General features: G+C 71.3%; 17 protein-coding genes. 11 read left to right on the top strand and 6 right to left on the bottom strand.

Translation table 11 applies throughout. From position 1 onward, the window contains the following. The first annotated feature begins 8 nt into the window (after nucleotides 1-8). Nucleotides 9-1,742 carry an acyl-CoA synthetase gene (locus WDZ95_RS20175; protein WP_425781131.1) on the top strand — a complete coding sequence of 578 codons (1,734 nt, stop codon included), beginning with the start codon at nucleotides 9-11 and terminating at the stop codon, nucleotides 1,740-1,742. On the opposite strand, the gene WDZ95_RS20180 is transcribed toward WDZ95_RS20175, so the two are convergent. Further along, complete coding sequence (locus tag WDZ95_RS20180) at nucleotides 1,739-2,449, bottom strand: IclR family transcriptional regulator (RefSeq protein WP_425781133.1); 711 nt, start codon at nucleotides 2,447-2,449, stop codon at nucleotides 1,739-1,741. The two genes, WDZ95_RS20175 and WDZ95_RS20180, sit on opposite strands and share 4 nt — an antisense overlap. A gap of 95 nt (nucleotides 2,450-2,544) precedes the next feature. Between WDZ95_RS20180 and WDZ95_RS20185 the strand changes: the two genes are divergently transcribed. Further along, the gene (locus WDZ95_RS20185; RefSeq protein WP_425781135.1) at nucleotides 2,545-3,498 is read left to right on the top strand and encodes a hydroxymethylglutaryl-CoA lyase; all 954 of its coding nucleotides are present in this window, start codon (nucleotides 2,545-2,547) and stop codon (nucleotides 3,496-3,498) included. Then, the gene (locus WDZ95_RS20190; RefSeq protein WP_425781136.1) at nucleotides 3,495-4,733 is read left to right on the top strand and encodes a CaiB/BaiF CoA transferase family protein; all 1,239 of its coding nucleotides are present in this window, start codon (nucleotides 3,495-3,497) and stop codon (nucleotides 4,731-4,733) included. The genes WDZ95_RS20185 and WDZ95_RS20190 overlap by 4 nt, the downstream gene beginning before the upstream one ends. Here the strand turns inward: WDZ95_RS20190 and WDZ95_RS20195 are convergent. Then, entirely contained in the window at nucleotides 4,697-5,380 is a 684-nt protein-coding gene (locus WDZ95_RS20195) for an OmpA family protein (RefSeq protein WP_166223579.1), read from the bottom strand. The genes WDZ95_RS20190 and WDZ95_RS20195 overlap by 37 nt on opposite strands. A gap of 157 nt (nucleotides 5,381-5,537) precedes the next feature. Between WDZ95_RS20195 and WDZ95_RS20200 the strand changes: the two genes are divergently transcribed. Genes WDZ95_RS20200 through WDZ95_RS20215 form a run of 4 tightly spaced genes read left to right on the top strand, consistent with a single transcriptional unit; the run spans nucleotide 5,538 to nucleotide 8,097 of the window. Next, nucleotides 5,538-6,590, top strand: coding sequence for an aldo/keto reductase (locus tag WDZ95_RS20200; RefSeq protein WP_425781139.1), 1,053 nt, complete (start codon nucleotides 5,538-5,540; stop codon nucleotides 6,588-6,590). After that, entirely contained in the window at nucleotides 6,587-7,081 is a 495-nt protein-coding gene (locus WDZ95_RS20205; RefSeq protein ID WP_287469523.1) for an aminoacyl-tRNA deacylase, read from the top strand. Before WDZ95_RS20200 ends, WDZ95_RS20205 begins: the two co-directional genes overlap by 4 nt. A 33-nt stretch (nucleotides 7,082-7,114) precedes the next feature. Further along, nucleotides 7,115-7,744, top strand: coding sequence for a glycerol-3-phosphate 1-O-acyltransferase PlsY (gene plsY / locus WDZ95_RS20210; protein WP_425781141.1), 630 nt, complete (start codon nucleotides 7,115-7,117; stop codon nucleotides 7,742-7,744). Then, nucleotides 7,741-8,097 carry a RidA family protein gene (locus WDZ95_RS20215; RefSeq protein WP_166223591.1) on the top strand — a complete coding sequence of 119 codons (357 nt, stop codon included), beginning with the start codon at nucleotides 7,741-7,743 and terminating at the stop codon, nucleotides 8,095-8,097. Before plsY ends, WDZ95_RS20215 begins: the two co-directional genes overlap by 4 nt. Nucleotides 8,098-8,110: 13 nt before the next feature. Here WDZ95_RS20215 and WDZ95_RS20220 read toward each other — a convergent pair whose 3' ends face one another. Continuing rightward, nucleotides 8,111-8,752, bottom strand: a complete 642-nt coding sequence (locus tag WDZ95_RS20220; protein ID WP_425781143.1) for a retropepsin-like aspartic protease family protein — start codon at nucleotides 8,750-8,752, stop codon at nucleotides 8,111-8,113. A 2-nt stretch (nucleotides 8,753-8,754) separates the two neighbouring features. Further along, on the bottom strand, nucleotides 8,755-9,240 hold the full coding sequence (locus WDZ95_RS20225; RefSeq protein WP_425781145.1) for a YajQ family cyclic di-GMP-binding protein: 486 nt from the start codon (nucleotides 9,238-9,240) through the stop codon (nucleotides 8,755-8,757). A 35-nt stretch (nucleotides 9,241-9,275) separates the two neighbouring features. Between WDZ95_RS20225 and murB the strand changes: the two genes are divergently transcribed. Further along, nucleotides 9,276-10,328, top strand: a complete 1,053-nt coding sequence (murB, locus tag WDZ95_RS20230) for a UDP-N-acetylmuramate dehydrogenase (protein WP_425781147.1) — start codon at nucleotides 9,276-9,278, stop codon at nucleotides 10,326-10,328. A gap of 4 nt (nucleotides 10,329-10,332) precedes the next feature. On the opposite strand, the gene recJ is transcribed toward murB, so the two are convergent. Both recJ and WDZ95_RS20240 read right to left on the bottom strand, forming a co-directional pair. Beyond that, nucleotides 10,333-12,069: a single-stranded-DNA-specific exonuclease RecJ gene (recJ, locus tag WDZ95_RS20235; RefSeq protein WP_425781149.1), complete on the bottom strand. Its 1,737-nt coding sequence runs from the start codon at nucleotides 12,067-12,069 to the stop codon at nucleotides 10,333-10,335. Continuing rightward, nucleotides 12,066-13,013 carry a phosphoglycerate mutase gene (locus WDZ95_RS20240; protein ID WP_425781151.1) on the bottom strand — a complete coding sequence of 316 codons (948 nt, stop codon included), beginning with the start codon at nucleotides 13,011-13,013 and terminating at the stop codon, nucleotides 12,066-12,068. The genes recJ and WDZ95_RS20240 overlap by 4 nt, the downstream gene beginning before the upstream one ends. Before the next feature lie 40 nt (nucleotides 13,014-13,053). On the opposite strand from WDZ95_RS20240, the gene WDZ95_RS20245 reads away from it, so the two are divergent. The 3 genes from WDZ95_RS20245 to WDZ95_RS20255 all read left to right on the top strand — a co-directional run bounded on the left by WDZ95_RS20245 (nucleotide 13,054) and on the right by WDZ95_RS20255 (nucleotide 15,720). Beyond that, a complete protein-coding gene (locus WDZ95_RS20245) occupies nucleotides 13,054-14,310 on the top strand; it encodes a lipoprotein-releasing ABC transporter permease subunit (RefSeq protein ID WP_166223609.1) in 1,257 nt (418 codons plus the stop codon). An 84-nt stretch (nucleotides 14,311-14,394) separates the two neighbouring features. Then, complete coding sequence (lolD, locus tag WDZ95_RS20250) at nucleotides 14,395-15,072, top strand: lipoprotein-releasing ABC transporter ATP-binding protein LolD (protein WP_425781153.1); 678 nt, start codon at nucleotides 14,395-14,397, stop codon at nucleotides 15,070-15,072. Between the two features lie 234 nt (nucleotides 15,073-15,306). Continuing rightward, nucleotides 15,307-15,720 (top strand): GreA/GreB family elongation factor, encoded by a 414-nt coding sequence (locus WDZ95_RS20255; RefSeq protein ID WP_425781155.1) that lies wholly within the window; start codon nucleotides 15,307-15,309, stop codon nucleotides 15,718-15,720. Nucleotides 15,721-15,766: the final 46 nt, after the last annotated feature.

Here is a 15,766-nt window from a genome sequence, read left to right on the forward strand (position 1 = left end):
AGACACCCATGCGCCGCCGTCAAGACCGCGACACCGCGCCCGCTGCCGCACCGGACCGGTACGCGAGCCTGCACGCGGGCTTTCGCTGGCGGGTGCCCGAGGCCTTCAACATGGCCGAGGTCTGCATGCGGCGCTGGGCCACCGATCCCGAGACCGCACGCCAGACCGCGGTGATCGCCACCGCCCCGGGCCAGCCCGACCGCCGCCACAGTTACGCCGAGCTGTTCGCGCAGGCCAACCGGCTGGCGAACGCGCTGCAGGTGCTGGGCGTGCAGCGCGGCGACCGCGTGGCCATCGTGCTGCCGCAGCGCTTCGAGACCGCGGTGGCCTACATGGCGGTGCTGCAGCTCGGCGCCGTGGCCATGCCGCTGTCGCAACTCTTCGGCCCCGAGGCGCTGCAGTTCCGCCTGCACGACAGCGAGGCCGTGCTCGCGGTCTGCGACGCCAGCACGCTCGCCGCGGTGCAATCGGTGAGCGCACACTGCCCGCGCCTGCAGGACGTGATCGCGGTCGACGCCGTGGGCGGCAGCGCACTCGACTGGACCGCGCTGCTCGCGCAGCAGCCCGAGGCCTTCGAGCCCGCGCACACCCACGCCGACGAGGCCGCGGTGCTGATCTACACCAGCGGCACCACCGGCAACCCCAAGGGCGCGCTCATTCCGCACCGGGCGCTGATCGGCAACCTCACGGGCTTCGTGTGCAGCCAGAACTGGTTCGGCTTCGACCCCTTCGACGCCGCGAAACCCTCGGATGCGGTGTTCTGGTCGCCCGCCGACTGGGCCTGGACCGGCGGCCTCATGGACGCGCTGCTGCCCACGCTGTACTTCGGCCGGCCCATCGTGGCGCACAACGGTCGCTTCTCGGCGCAGACCGCGTTCGAACTCATCGAGCGCCACGGCGTGACGCACAGCTTCCTGTTTCCCACCGCGCTCAAGGCCATGATGAAGGCCTTTCCGCAGCCGCGACGGCACTTCCGCCTCGCGCTGCAGGGCCTCATGAGCGCGGGCGAGGCCGTGGGCGACGCGGTCTACCACTGGTGCCGCGACGGGCTCGGCGTGCCGGTCAACGAGATGTTCGGCCAGACCGAGATCAACTACGTGGTGGGCAACTGCACGCGCCTGTGGCCCGCCAAGCCCGGCAGCATGGGCAAGGGCTACCCCGGCCACCGGGTGGCGGTGATCGACGAGGAGGGCCGCGAATGCCCCGTGGGCGTGCCGGGCGACGTGGCGGTGCACCGGCTCGACGTGCACGGCGAGCCCGACCCGATCTTCTTCCTGGGCTACTGGAAGAACGAGGCCGCCACGCGCGGCAAGTACACCGGCGACCCGGCGGACAGCTGGTGCCGCACCGGCGACCTCGCGGTGCGCGACGCCGACGGCTACCTGTGGTACCAGGGCCGTGCCGACGACGTCTTCAAGGCCGCGGGTTACCGCATCGGCCCCAGCGAGATCGAGAACTGCCTGGTCAAGCACCCCGCCGTGGCCAACGCCGCCGTGGTGCCCAAGCCCGACGCCGAGCGCGGCGCGGTGGTGAAGGCCTACGTCGTGCTGTCGCCCGGGTACACGGGCGACGCGGCGCTGATCGCCGAGCTGCAGGCCCATGTGAAGGGTCGGCTTGCGCCCTACGAGTACCCGAAAGCCATCGAGTTCATCGACGCCCTGCCCATGACCACCACTGGCAAGGTGCAGCGGCGCGTGCTGCGGCTGCAGGAGGAAGCGCGCGCGAAGGCCGCGGAGCGCTAGCCGCCCAGGGCCTTGGTCAGGCGCGCGGCCGAGGCGCGCAGCGCGTCCACGAACGAAGGCTTTGCGCGCGGCTCGGGCACCGTGAGCGTGAGCGCGCCCACCAGCTCGTGCCCGGCGCGCCACACCGGCGCCGAGATGCCCACCAGGCCCGCCACCCGATCGCCCGTGAGCGCCACGTAGCCGTCGCGCCGCACCTGCTCGTAGAGCTTGCCGCGCGCCCCGGCGAAGGCCATGAGCACGCGCCCGCCCGCGCCGCGGTTCAGCGGCAGCAGATCGCCCGCACGCACGTGGTCGCGCAACAGGTGCGGCGAGTCCACACGGAACAGCACCAGGCGCTGATCGCCCTGGCGCACATGAAAGGCCACGCTCTCCTGCGTTCGCGCCCCGAGCGCGCGCATCTCGGGCAGCACCAGGTCTTCGAGCGAAAAGGCTTCGGCGTGCAGCGCCGCGAGGCGGGCGATCTCGGGCCCGAGGGCCCAGCGGCCTTCGGGCGTGCGCTGCACCAGGCCGCCATGGGCCAGCGAGGCGAGCAGACGCAGCACAGTGCTGTTGTACAGGCGCGTGCGCTCGGCGAGTTCGCTCACGCCCAGCGAGCGGTCGCCCGGGCGGAACGCGGCCAGCAGGCTGATTGCGCGATCCACCGCAGCGGCACCGCCGGGAGCGGCATTGTCGTCGGCGACCGAGGCGTGGGAAGACTTGCGGGGCATGGGCGCACTCCGGCGGTTTGACAGGCCTGTGACCGGTTCTTATCATCGGTCCACGGTACAGAAACAACGGTCCATCCTACAGACTAAACGATGTCATGACAACCGATGTCCTCATCAGCGAGGTCGGCCCGCGCGACGGCCTGCAGAGCGTCAAGGCCACCATGCCCACGGCGCACAAGCTGGCCTGGATCGACGGCCTGCACGCCGCAGGCCTGCGCGAGATCGAGGTCGGTTCGTTCGTGCCGGCGCGGCTGTTGCCGCAGATGGCCGACGTGGCCGAGGTGGTGCGGCACGCGCTCACCAGGCCCGGCCTCACGGTGATGGCGTTGGTGCCCAACGTGCGCGGCGCCGAGGCGGCGCTGGCCAGCGGCGTGCACAAGCTCACGCTGCCGGTCTCGGCGAGCGAGGCGCATTCGCTGGCCAATGTGCGCAAGACGCGCGCGCAGATGGTCGACGAGGTGCGCGCGGTGGTGGCGCTGCGCAGGGCCAGCGCGCCGCGGGTGCGCGTGGAGGCCGGCGTGTCCACCGCCTTCGGCTGCACCCTGCAGGGCCCCGTGCCCGAGGACGACGTGGTGCGCCTGGCCGTGGCGCTGGCCGAGGCCGGCGCCGACGAGATCGGCCTGTCCGACACCACGGGCATGGCCAATCCGGCGCAGGTTCGGCGGCTGTTCCGGCGCGTGCGCGCCGAGATCGGCGAGCGCACCGGCGCGGCCCACCTGCACAACACGCGCGGCCTGGGCCTCGCCAACTGCCTGGCCGCGCACGACGCGGGCGTGCGCACCTTCGACAGTTCGCAGGGCGGCCTGGGCGGCTGCCCCTACGCGCCGGGCGCCTCGGGCAACGTGGTCACCGAAGACCTGGTCTTCATGTTCGAGGCCATGGGCGTGCGCACCGGCGTGGACCTCGACCGCCTGATGGCTGCGCGCGAGTTCTTGCGCGCCGGCCTGCCCGGCGAGCCTGTATACGGCATGACGCCCGAAGCCGGCCTCACGCGCGGCTTCACCTACGCCGACGGCCGTGTCCCGGCCGCAATGAAAGGCACCGCATGAACCCTTCCCACGAACTGCCTCTGAGCGGCCTGCGCGTGGTCGAGCTCACGCACATGGTGATGGGCCCGACCTGCGGCCTGATCCTGGCCGACCTCGGCGCCGAGGTGATCAAGGTCGAGCCGCTGGGGGGCGACAGCACGCGCCGCCTGCTGGGGTCGGGCGCAGGTTTCTTCGGCACCTTCAACCGCAACAAGAAGAGCCTCGCGGTCGACGTGAAGGACCCGCGCGGGCGCGAGATCGTGCTGCGCCTGCTGGCGCGCGCCGACGTGTTCAGCGAGAACTTCAAGAGCGGCACCATGGACCAGCTGGGCCTGGGCCACGAGGCGCTGACCCGGCTCAATCCGCGCCTCATCAGCGTGTCGCACAAGGGCTTCCTGCCCGGTCCCTACGAACACCGCACCGCGCTCGACGAGGTCGTGCAGATGATGGGCGGCCTGGCCTACATGACCGGTCCCGAAGGCCGGCCGCTGCGCGCGGGCACCAGCGTCAACGACATCATGGGCGGCATGTTCGGCGCCATCGGCGTGCTCGCCGCGCTGGCACAGCGCGAGAAGACCGGCCGCGGTCAGCGCGTGCAGAGCGCGCTGTTCGAGAACAACGTGTTCCTCATGGCGCAGCACATGATGCAGTTCGCCGTCACGGGCCGGCCCGCCGCACCCATGCCCGGGCGCATCAGCGCCTGGGCGGTGTACGACGTGTTCACCGTGAAGGACGGCGAGCAGGTGTTCCTGGCCGCCGTGAGCGATTCGCAGTGGGCGCTGATGTGCGAGGCCTTCGGCTTCGACGACTTGCGCGACGACCCGCGCCTGGTGGGCAACAATGCCCGCGTGCAGGCCCGCGACTGGATGCTGCCGCTGCTGCGCGAGCGCTTCGCGGGCTTCAGCGCCGCCGAGCTCGGCGCGCGCTTCGAGCGCATCGGCCTGCCCTACGCCCCCATCACGAAGCCGCAAGACCTGTTCGACGACCCGCACCTGCTGGCCAGCGGCGGGCTGGCCGAGGTGCGCCTGCCGCCCGACACGAGCTGCGCCGGCCGGCCCGTGCAGACGCGCACCGCGCTGCTGCCCATCACGCTCGATGGCGCACGGCCCGGCGTGCGCTCGGCGCCGCCCGCTCTGGGTGAACACAGCGAGGCCGTGCTCACCGAACTCGGCTACACGCCGGCCGAGATCGCGCAGCTGCGCGAGGCCGGCGTGCTGGCTCAGCGCTGCGCCGCGGTGGCCGGTTCGGCCACGTAGATCTCCACCCGGCGGTTCAGCGCACGGCCCTGGGGCGTGCCGTTGTCGGCGACGGGTTCGCGCGAGCCGCGGCCGTCGGTGCTGATGCGCGCGGCCGATACGCCGCGGCCCACCAGGTAGTCGCGCGTGGCGTTGGCGCGGTCGAACGACAGCGGGTTGTTGATCGCGTCGCTGCCCGAGCTGTCGGTGTGGCCGATGATGGACACCTGCGTGGCCTGGTTCTGCTGCAGCGTGGTGGCGAACTGGCCCAGCACGCGCACCAGCGTGGGGCTCAGCGTGGAGCGGCCCGAGGCGAAGCCCGCGTCGGCCGGCACGTCGAGCTTGAGGCGGTTGTCGGCGGTCTGGCTCACGCCGATGCCGGTGCCGGCCGTGGCCGCTTCCATCTGCTTTTTCTGCTCCTGCATGCGCGTGGACCAGATGTAGCCACCCAGCGCACCCGCGCCCGCGCCCAGCACCGCGCCCTGCGCCGCACCCTTGGAGCCTCCCGTGAGGCCGCCCAGCACCACACCGGCCGCCGCGCCGATGCCCGCGCCCTTGGCGCTGTCCCGTTGCGTTTCGCTCATGTTGGCGCAGCCCGTGACGGCGATGGCCGCGGCCACGGTGAGCAGGGTCAGGCCGCGCGTGAAGGAAGAGGGGGAGGTGTTCATGAAGGCGTTCCTCGCGGTTCGTGGATCGGAGAGGTCGGAGGGGCCGCGGCACAGGCACCACGGTCCGTGGGTTGAAGACCACCGCCTAAACTTACACCCCGTCCGGTATCTGTGCCGTAGGACGTATCTGAATTTACAAACCCTTTCCACCGCTCCGATGAAACACCTGCCCCTGGGCCAGAGCCCGCTGCATGTCTCGCCCATCTGCCTGGGCACCATGACTTTCGGTGAACAGGTCGACCAGCCCACCGCCCACGCCATCCTCGACCGATCGTTCGAGCGCGGCGTGAACTTCATCGACGCCGCCGAGATGTACTCGGTGCCCGCGCGCGCCGAAACCTGCGGCGCCACCGAAACCATCATCGGCCACTGGTTCGCGCGCACGCCGGGCCTGCGCCAGAAGGTGGTGCTCGCGACCAAGGTGGCCGGGCCCTCGCGCGGCATGCCCTGGATCCGCGGCGAGGTGGCGGGCCTGAGCAAGGCCGAGATCGTCAACGCCTGCGAGGGCAGCCTGCGCCGCCTGCAGACCGACGTGATCGACCTGTACCAGATCCACTGGCCCGCGCGCAACGTGCCGGCCTTCGGCGCGCTGTACTTCGACCCGTCCAAGGACAAGCCGCACGCGTCCATCCACGAGCAGCTCGACGCCATGGCCGACCTGGTCAAGGCCGGCAAGGTGCGCGCGATCGGTCTTTCCAACGAAACACCCTATGGCGTGCACGAGTTCGTGCGCCTGGCCGAGCAGCACGGCCTGCCGCGCGTGGCCACGGTGCAGAACCCCTATTGCCTGATCAACCGCAGTTACGAGAACGGCCTCGACGAAAGCTGCCACCGCCTGGGCGTGTCGCTGCTGGCCTACTCGCCGCTGGGCTTTGGCCTGCTCACCGGCAAGTACGACGACACCGGCCTGGTCGGTGACCACGGCCGCATGGCGCTGTACGACAGCATGCGCAAACAGCGCTGGGGCCGGCCCGAGGCGCTGGCCACGGCCAGGCGCTACAACGCGCTCGCGCGCGAGCACGGGCTCACGCCCGCGCAGCTTGCGCTGGCCTTCTGCTACCGCAACTGGCGCGTGGCCAGCACCATCATCGGCGTGACCAGCGTGGCCCAGCTCGACCAGTGCCTGGACGCCTGGGACGTGTCGCTCACGCCCGAGCTGCTGACCGCGATCGACCAGATCCGCTGGGAATCGCGCGACCCCGCGCAATGAGCAAGAAGGCCGCACACGTCAGCGAAACGCCCGCCACCGCCTGGCTCAAGGCGCACGGCGTGGCGTACACCGAGCATCCCTACGAGTACCTGGAGCACGGCGGCGCGCAGCACAGCGCGCAGGTGCTGGGCCTGGACCCGTTCGCGGTGGTCAAGACCCTGATCATGCAGGACGAGGCCGCGCGGCCCCTGGCCGTGCTCATGCACGGCAACCGCACGGTGTCGACCAAGAACCTCGCGCGGCAGATCGGCGCCAAGTCGGTCGAGCCCTGCAAGCCCGAGGTGGCCAACCGCCACAGCGGCTTCCTGGTGGGCGGCACCTCTCCGTTCGGGCTCAAGCGCGCCATGCCGGTGTGGGTCGAGTCCACCGTGCTCGAATTGCCGAAGATCTGGATCAATGGGGGCCGCCGCGGCTTTCTGGTGGGCATCGCGCCCGCGGTGCTCACGGCGCCCCTGGGCGCGCGGCCGGTGCAGTGTGCGCTGGCAGAATGACGCCCCCTGTCGACATCGAGTGAGGAGACACTCTTGCAAGCGTTCTACCCCGCGCTGGCCACACTGGCCGCGTACCTGATCGGATCGCTGTCGTTCGCGGTGCTGGTGAGCCGCCTCATGGGCCTGTCGGACCCGCGCACCTACGGCAGCAAGAACCCCGGCGCCACCAACGTGCTGCGCTCGGGCAACAAGGCCGCGGCGGTCATCACCCTGCTGCTCGACGCCTTCAAGGGCTGGCTGCCGGTGGTGCTGGTGCAGGTCTATGGCGAGCGCTTCGGCCTGGGCGCGGGCACCGTGGCGCTGGTGGGCTTCGCGGCCTTCCTGGGCCACCTGTTCCCCGTGTTCTTCCGCTTCCAGGGCGGCAAGGGCGTGGCCACGGCGGCCGGCGTCATCCTGGCCTTCAACCCCTGGCTGGGTCTGGCCTCGTTGGCCACCTGGCTCATCATCGCGGTGTTCTTCCGCTACTCGTCGCTCGCGTCCATCGTCACCGCGGTGTTCGCGCCGGCCTACTACCTGCTCGGCGCCGACGTGGCCTGGGATGCGCCGGGCGCCATGGTGCTCGGCCTGGCCGCCATGGCCGTGCTGCTGGTGTGGCGCCACGCCGAGAACATCAACCGCCTGATCGCGGGCACCGAAAGCAAGCTGGGATCGAAGAAGAAATGAGCCAGGACATCACCCGCGTCGGCATGGCCGCGCGCTACAGCGAAGCCGCCGTGTTCAACGGCATCGTGTTCCTCGCGGGCATGGTGCCCGAGCGCGGCGACGTCGACATCCGCGGCCAGACCGAGGACGTGCTGCAGCAGGTGGAGCAGCGCCTGCGCGAATGCGGCAGCGACAAGTCGCGCATCCTGCGCACCGAGATCTTCCTCACCGACATCCGCGACATCGCGGCCATGAATGAAGTGTGGGACGCCTGGGTGGTGCCCGGCGCCGCGCCGCCGCGCGCGACCGTGCAGGCCGCGCTGGCCAACCCGGCCTACCGCATCGAGATCGTGGTCACGGCCGCCCAGGCCTGAGACCGGCCCCGCGCTACTTCTTGTCCAGCGTGAGCTGGTCGTTGGTGCGCTGCAGCTGAAAGCGCGTGAGGAAGGTGTTGCCCAACAGCACGTAGGGCATGGGCTGCGGCAGCACGATGGCCGACACCGCGTACACCTGGGCCTCGCCCACGCGCACCGTGTCGAGCTGCAGCTGGTGGCCCACCACGTTGCCGTTGGCGGTGGACACCTGCACCTTGGTGCCCTTCTCAAAGGGCAGGCCCAGGCGGCGCGCCTCGGGCTCGCCGATGACCACCTGGCTCGCGCCCGTATCGACCATGAACTGCACGGCGCGGCCGTTGATCTGGCCCGGCGGCAGGAAATGGCCGCGGCTGTCGGCGGTGATCACGATGCGCCGCGCGCCTTCGGACGGTGTGTGATCGCGCCCATGGCTCACCGGGTCTTCGCCCACCCGCAGCGTCTGGCGCCGGCCCTGCACCTCGATGGTGGCGGTGTCGCCCTGCACCGCGAGCACGCGCACGCCCTGGTGCACCTGGCCCGCGGTGACGAAGCGCGGCGCACCGCCGTCGACCACGATCAGCGCCTTGTTGCCCGACACGCCCGTGAGCGCGACGGACTGCGCCAGTGCCAAGCCGGCCGTGCCCAGGAGCAACGCCGCCAGCAGGCCTTGCCTCATGGTCAGTCGCGGAAGTTATTGAAGGAGAGGGGCAGGTCCTTCATCTCGGTGCGGATGATGGCCATGGCCGCCTGCAGGTCGTCGCGCTTGGCGCCGGTCACGCGCACCGCGTCGCCCTGGATGGCGCCCTGCACCTTGAGCTTGCTGGCCTTGATGGCCTGCTGGATCTTCTTGCCGTCTTCGGTGGCGATGCCGTTGCGCACCTTCACCACCTGCTTGACCTTGTCGCCGCCCATCTTCTCGACCTTGCCGATGTCGAGGAAGCGCACATCGACGTTGCGCTTGGCGAGCTTGTTGCGCAGCACGTCTTCGATCTGCTGGAGCTGGAAGTCGGCGTCGCCGAACAGCGTGATCTCCTTGTCCTTGAGCTCGATCGCGGCGCTCGTGCCCTTGAAATCGAAGCGCGTGCCGATTTCGCGCGACACCTGGTCGACGGCATTCTTGACTTCGACGAGATCGGCTTCGAGGACGGTGTCAAACGAGGGCATGGGGCGGTCGGAAAGCGGGTGAGAAAATCGCGGCCATGATAGTCGAGAAGCAAGTGCCGCTGCAGGCCCACAACAGCTTTGGCATCGTGGCCAAGGCCCACCACCTGGCGCGCATCCGCCACGAGGACGACCTGACCGCGCTGCGGTCCGATCCGGCCTGGGCCGCGCTGGTGCGCGAGCAGCCGCCCTTCGTGCTCGGCGGCGGCAGCAACCTGGTGATCACGGGCGACGTGAAGCCGCTGGTGCTCAAGGTGGAGATCGCCGGCCGGCGCCTGATCGAGGAGACCGCGCGCGGCTGGCTGGTGGAGGCCGGCGCGGGCGAAAACTGGCACACCTTCGTGCAGTGGACGCTGGCGCAGGGCTGGCCCGGTTTGGAGAACCTGGCGCTGATCCCGGGCACCGTGGGCGCCTCGCCGGTGCAGAACATCGGCGCCTACGGCGTGGAGCTGCAGGACCGTTTCCATTCGCTCGACGCGATCGACCTGCGCAGCGGCGAGCGCTTCACGCTCGACGCCGCGCAATGCGGCTTCGGCTACCGCGACTCGGTGTTCAAGCACCTGCCCACCGACGCGCGCGATTTCGGCCTGGCGGGCCGCGCGCTGATCACGCGCGTGCGGCTGCTGCTGCCCAAGCCCTGGAAGCCCGTGCTGGGCTACGCCGACCTCGAACGCAAGATGGCCGAGACCGGCAACAACGCCCCCGATGCGCGCACGCTGTTCGAGTGGATCTGCGCGATCCGCCGCGCCAAGCTGCCCGACCCGGCGGTGATCGGCAACGCGGGCAGCTTCTTCAAGAACCCCACGGTCACGCCCGAGCAGTGCGCCGACATCATCGCGCGCGAGCCCAAGGTGGTGCACTACCCCATGCCCGACGGCACGGTGAAACTGGCCGCGGGCTGGCTGATCGACGCCTGCGGCTGGAAGGGCCGCGGCGTGGGCAACGCGGGCGTGTACGAGAAACAGGCCCTGGTGCTGGTGAACCGCGGCGGCGCCACGGGCGGCGAGGTGGTGACGCTGGCCAAGGCGATCCAGACCAGCGTCTACGAACGCTTCGGCATCCGGCTCGAGCCCGAGCCGGTGGTGATCTGAGGCCTCAGACCTCCGCGGCTTCGACCAGAAAGCGCACCCGCCGCTGACCCTGCCATTCGTCCGCGTCGAGGCGGAAGGCGATCTTCACGCGCGCGGGCAGCGGTTCGGTGTGGCCGAACCAGATGCCGTCCACCGGGTCGCCCTGGTGCTGCAGCTTGAGCGCCAGGTGCTTCTCGCCCACGATGCGCTGGCTCACCACGCGCACCTCTTCGCTGAACACCGGCGGCGCGAAGCCCTGGCCCCACACCTGGCCGTGCAGGGTGTCCACCAGATCGGGCCGGCGGTACTGGCGGTCCAGCGGGCCATCGGTTTCCACGCGGCGCTGCAGCGTGGCGGCGTCCAGCCATTCGTGCGCCACCTGCTGCAGCGCCTGCTCGAAGGTGTCCAGGTGCTCCTCGGCGATGGTGCAGCCCGCGGCCATGGCATGGCCGCCAAAGCGCAACAGCACGCCGGGGTGGCGCTTGGCCACCAGGTCGAGCGCGTCGCGCAGGTGAAAGCCCGCGATCGATCGGCCCGAGCCCTTGAGCTCGTGTTCCTTGCCGGGCGCGCTGCTCGCCGCGAACACGAAGGTGGGGCGGTGCAGCTTGTCTTTCAGGCGCGAGGCCACGATGCCCACCACGCCTTCGTGGAAGTCGGGGTCGAACACCACCAGGGCGGGCGGGGGCTGCTCGCTCTCATCGAACATCTCTTCGGCCAGCATCAGCGCCTGCTCGCGCATCTCGCCCTCGATGGCCTTGCGCTCGCGGTTGATGCCGTCGAGCGTGCGCGCGAGTTCGTCGGCACGGGTGGCGTCGTCGGTGATCAGGCACTCGATGCCCAGCGTCATGTCGGCCAGGCGGCCCGCGGCGTTCAGGCGCGGGCCAAGCGCGAAGCCGAAGTCGAAGGTGGTGGCGGTCTGCGGGCGGCGGCCGGCGGCGGCGAACAGCGCGGTCATGCCCGGCGGCAGCGCGCCCGCGCGCACGCGCTTCAGGCCCTGCGCCACGAGGCGGCGGTTGTTGGTGTCGAGCTTGACCACGTCGGCCACGGTGCCCAGGGCCACCAGCGGCAGCAGGCTGTCGATCTTGGGCTGCGTCTGGGCGTCGAACACGCCGCGTGCGCGCAACTCGGCGCGCAGCGCCAGCAGCACGTAGAACATCACGCCCACGCCCGCGATGCTCTTGCTTTCGAAGCCGCAACCGGGCTGGTTGGGGTTGACGATGGTGCAGTCGGCCGGCAGCACGGTGGCGCCGTTCTGCTGTGCGGGCAGGTGGTGGTCGGTCACGATCACCTCGAGCCCGAGCCCGCGCGCGGCGCGCACGCCGTCGAGGCTGGCGATGCCGTTGTCCACCGTGATGAGCACGTCGGCGCCGCTGGCCTTCACGCGCTGCGCGATCGGGGGCGTGAGGCCGTAGCCGTCGACCACGCGGTCGGGTACCAGGTAGTGCACGTTGTCGAAGCCCAGGGGCGCGCCCAGCAGGCGCAGGCCGCGCACGGCCACGGCGCAGGCGGTGGCGCCGTCGCAGTCGTAGTCGGCCACCACGCAGAGGCGGCGCTGCGCGGCCATGGCGTCGGCGAGGGCGCGCGCGGCTTCGTCGGCGCCCTTGAGCGTGGCGGGCGGCAGCAGGTGGGCGAGCGCGTCGTCGAGTTCTTCGCGCTGCGCGATGCCGCGCGCCGCGTACAGGCGCGCGAGCAGCGGGTGCAGGCCGCTCTGTTCAAGCGCCCAGGCGGCGCGCGGGGGGACGTCGCGGGTGGTGATCTTCATAGGGTCTCGAGCAGGTCGGCCACCTGGGAGGTGCGCGCCAGGCCCAGCGCGCGGGCCAGGCCTTGCCAGGGGGAAGGCGTGTGGGGCTGCAGCGTGACGGCGCTGCGCTCGCCGCAGAGTGTGAGGGCGAAGGGCCGGCCTTGTTGCGCCAGGGTCTGCAGTTCGGGCACGAGGCGGGCATCCAGCGCCTGCCAGGCCGCGCGCCAGGCCGCGGCATCGCCGCCGAGCGCGCTCGCGCGCAGGTCGTCGGCCACGGTGGGCGCGGGGCCGGGCGTCACGCCGGCATCGACCGCGCCCGCGGCGCTGAACCACAGGCCGTTCACCGCGGGCTGGCGCGCGGCCTCGCGCGCGTCGTTCACGGGGTGCGTGTAGAACAGCATCTGGGCCTCGTTCATGAGGCGTTGCAGCCAGCGTGCCTCGCTGCCTTGCGGCTGCCAGGGCGCGATCGAGCGGCCCGCCACACGGTCCAGGCTCGCGCAGCGCAGGCCGCGCAGGCGTTCACCGCTGGCGCGCCAACGCACGGGGCTGTCGAAGTGCAGGGCGAGGCCGTCTTCGGCGCACAGCGGCGCGAAGGCCTCGAACAGGCGGCGCGAGGCGGCTTCGTCGAGGCCGAACAGCTCGGCCGGTTGCAGCGTCACCTGGTCCATGCCCACCTGCAGGTGCACCGGGTGCACCCAGGCCTGGGGCTCGTGCGGTTGCGCGCTGTGCAGCGCGGCGCCGGGCCAGGCGTGATCGGCCACGGCCAGGCCCTGCGCCGTGGCGATCGCGCGCTCGTGCGGCAGGGTGGGGTCGGTGTGCTCGCCGCGGTCGCGCTGCTGCTCGCGCAGGCGGGGCAGCAGGGCCTGCAGGCGGGGCAGGGGGGGCCAGTCGGGGTGTTGTCCCTCGGCGCCGAGGGCGGCGAAGGGAACCACCCAGTGGGGCACGGGATCCTGGGCAGAAGGCATGGGCCGATTGTCGGGGATGCCACAATCCCCGGCTTCATCCATGCAAACCCCTTACGAACTCCTGCTGGGCTGGCGCTATACCCGCGCCGGCCGCGCCACGCGGCGCAACGGCTTCATTTCCTTCATCTCGGGCGTGTCCATGCTGGGCATTGCGCTGGGCGTGGCCGCGCTGATCATCGTGCTGTCGGTCATGAACGGCTTTCAGAAGGAGGTGCGCGACCGCATGCTGGGCGTGCTTTCGCACATCGAGGTGTTCGAGGCCAACGGCCAGGCCATCCCCGATCTGCCGCAGGTGCTCTCGCGCATCGAAGCGCGGCCCGAGGTGCTGGGCGCGGCCCCGTTCGTGGGCGCGCAGGCGCTGATCGCGCGCGGCGAAGACATGAAGGGCGTGCTGGTGCGCGGCATCGACCCGGCGCTGGAGCCGCGCGTGACCGACCTCGCGGCCGACCTTTCGGGCACCGTGCTGCCGCGCCTGCAGCCCGGTGGGTTCGGCATCGTGCTCGGCGGCGAGCTCGCGCGCAGCCTGGGCGTGGTGGCGGGCGACACGGTCACGCTGATTGCGCCCAGCGGCCAGGTCACGCCCGCGGGCGTGGTGCCGCGCGTGCGCACCATGACGGTGGTGGGCACCTTCGATTCGGGCCACTACGAGTACGACTCGGCCCTGGCCATGCTGCACCAGGACGACGCCGCGCGCATCTTCCGCGTCGAAGGGCCCACGGGCGTGCGCGTGAAGATCCGCGACCTGCACGCCGCGCGCGAGGTGGCGGTGCACATGGCGGCCGACCTGCCGCCGGGCCTGGTGGTGCGCGACTGGACGCGCCAGAACCGCACCTGGTTCGCGGCCGTGCAGCTCGAGAAACGCATGATGTTCATCATCCTCACGCTGATCGTCGCGGTGGCCGCGTTCAACCTCGTGTCCACGCTGGTCATGACAGTGACCGACAAGCGCGCCGACATCGCGATCCTGCGCACGCTGGGCGCGAGCCCATCGAGCATCATGGGCATCTTCGTGGTGCAGGGCGCGGCCGTGGGCGTGATCGGCACCGGCGTGGGCCTGCTGCTGGGCCTGGGCGTGGCCTTCAACATCGACACCCTGGTGCCCGCGCTCGAACGCCTGCTGGGCGCGAGCTTCCTGCCGCAGGACATCTACCTCATCAGCCGCATGCCGAGCGACCCGCAGCAGGGCGACATCGTGCCCGTGGCGGTGATCTCGCTGGTGCTGGCCTTCCTGGCCACGCTGTACCCGAGCTGGCGCGCCAGCCGCGTCAACCCCGCCGAGGCCCTCCGTTATGAATAAGGCCCCCACGCTCCGCCGCTGCGCGGGTCGCTGCCCCCCGTGGGGGTGCGTTTCGCCTTGGGGCGGCCCGGCGGCGAAACCCCTATGACGTCCTCCACCGTCCTGCAGGCCCGCGGCCTCACCAAGCGCTTCCACGAAGGTCGCATCGATCTCACCGTGCTGCACGGCGTGGACCTCGACGTGCACGCGGGCGAAACCCTCGCCATCGTCGGCGCCTCGGGCTCGGGCAAGAGCACGCTGCTGCACCTGCTCGGGGGTCTCGACGCGCCCAGCAGCGGCAGCGTCACGCTCAAGGGCCAGGCGCTGTCGCAGCTCTCGGCGACCGAGCAGGGGGCCTTGCGCAACCAGCACCTGGGCTTCGTCTACCAGTTCCACCACCTGCTGCCCGAGTTCAGCGCGCGCGACAACGTGGCCATGCCGCTGTGGATCCGCCGCCTGCCGCGCGCCGAAGCGGCCGAGCGCGCCACGCAGATGCTCGCGCGCGTGGGCCTGGGCGAGCGCATCGCGCACCGCCCGTCCGAGCTTTCGGGCGGCGAGCGCCAGCGCGTGGCGATCGCGCGCGCCCTGGTCACGCAGCCGGCCTGTGTGCTGGCCGACGAGCCCACGGGCAACCTCGACCGCGGCACCGCCGACGGCGTGTTTGCGCTCATGATGGACCTGGCGCGCGACCAGGGCACGGCCTTTGTGCTCGTGACGCACGACGAAAACCTGGCTGCGCGCTGCGACCGCGTGCTGCGTCTGACGGCCGGAACCCTGGCCTGAGGTACCATTGGGGGTATGGTTTCGCCCCGCCGACTGTCGTCCCTGTCCCGGTACCGCCCCCTCGCGTGGGCGCGTGCGGTGCTGTCTGACGCACATTCCTGAGCCCGGCGATCCACCCCCCTCCCCATTCTTCGCGCCACCTTCGATCGCCGGGCCCCAAGCCAGTGCCCGGCGCTGTCCGGCCCGCACACCCACCCCCCGCGGTGTGTCCAGGGCCTTTCGAAGGAGCCGTCGATGACCCCCGTTTCTTTTGCCGAGCGCACGCTCACCGAACTTGACCACGTGCGCCTGGAGCGCCTGCGCCGCCAGGGCGAAGCGCTGCGCGTGGGCGACCTGCTCGATCTTGCGAGCGTGGTGCCCTCGCGCGAGGTCGCGCCCGACGTGGTCACCATGTACTCGCAGGTGCTGGTGCAGGACGGCGAGGGCGAGGGCGGCAGCGCCGAGCCGCGCCGCCTCACCCTCTGCTACCCCGCCGACGCCGAGCCCGGCACCGGTTTCATCTCGGTGCTCTCGCCCGTGGGCCTGGCCCTGCTGGGGCTGCGCGTGGGCGAGGTGGCGCGCTGGAGCGCGCCCGATGGCCAGCCGCACACGGCCACGATCACGGCGCTGCTGTTCCAGCCCGAAGCCAGCGGCGACTACACCACCTGAGCGCGCCCCCGTGGCGGTGCGCGCGAAGCGCAGCGGCGACAATCGG

This window comes from Hydrogenophaga sp. T2 (genome assembly GCF_049843535.1).
Lineage (GTDB): Bacteria > Pseudomonadota > Gammaproteobacteria > Burkholderiales > Burkholderiaceae_C > Hydrogenophaga > Hydrogenophaga crocea.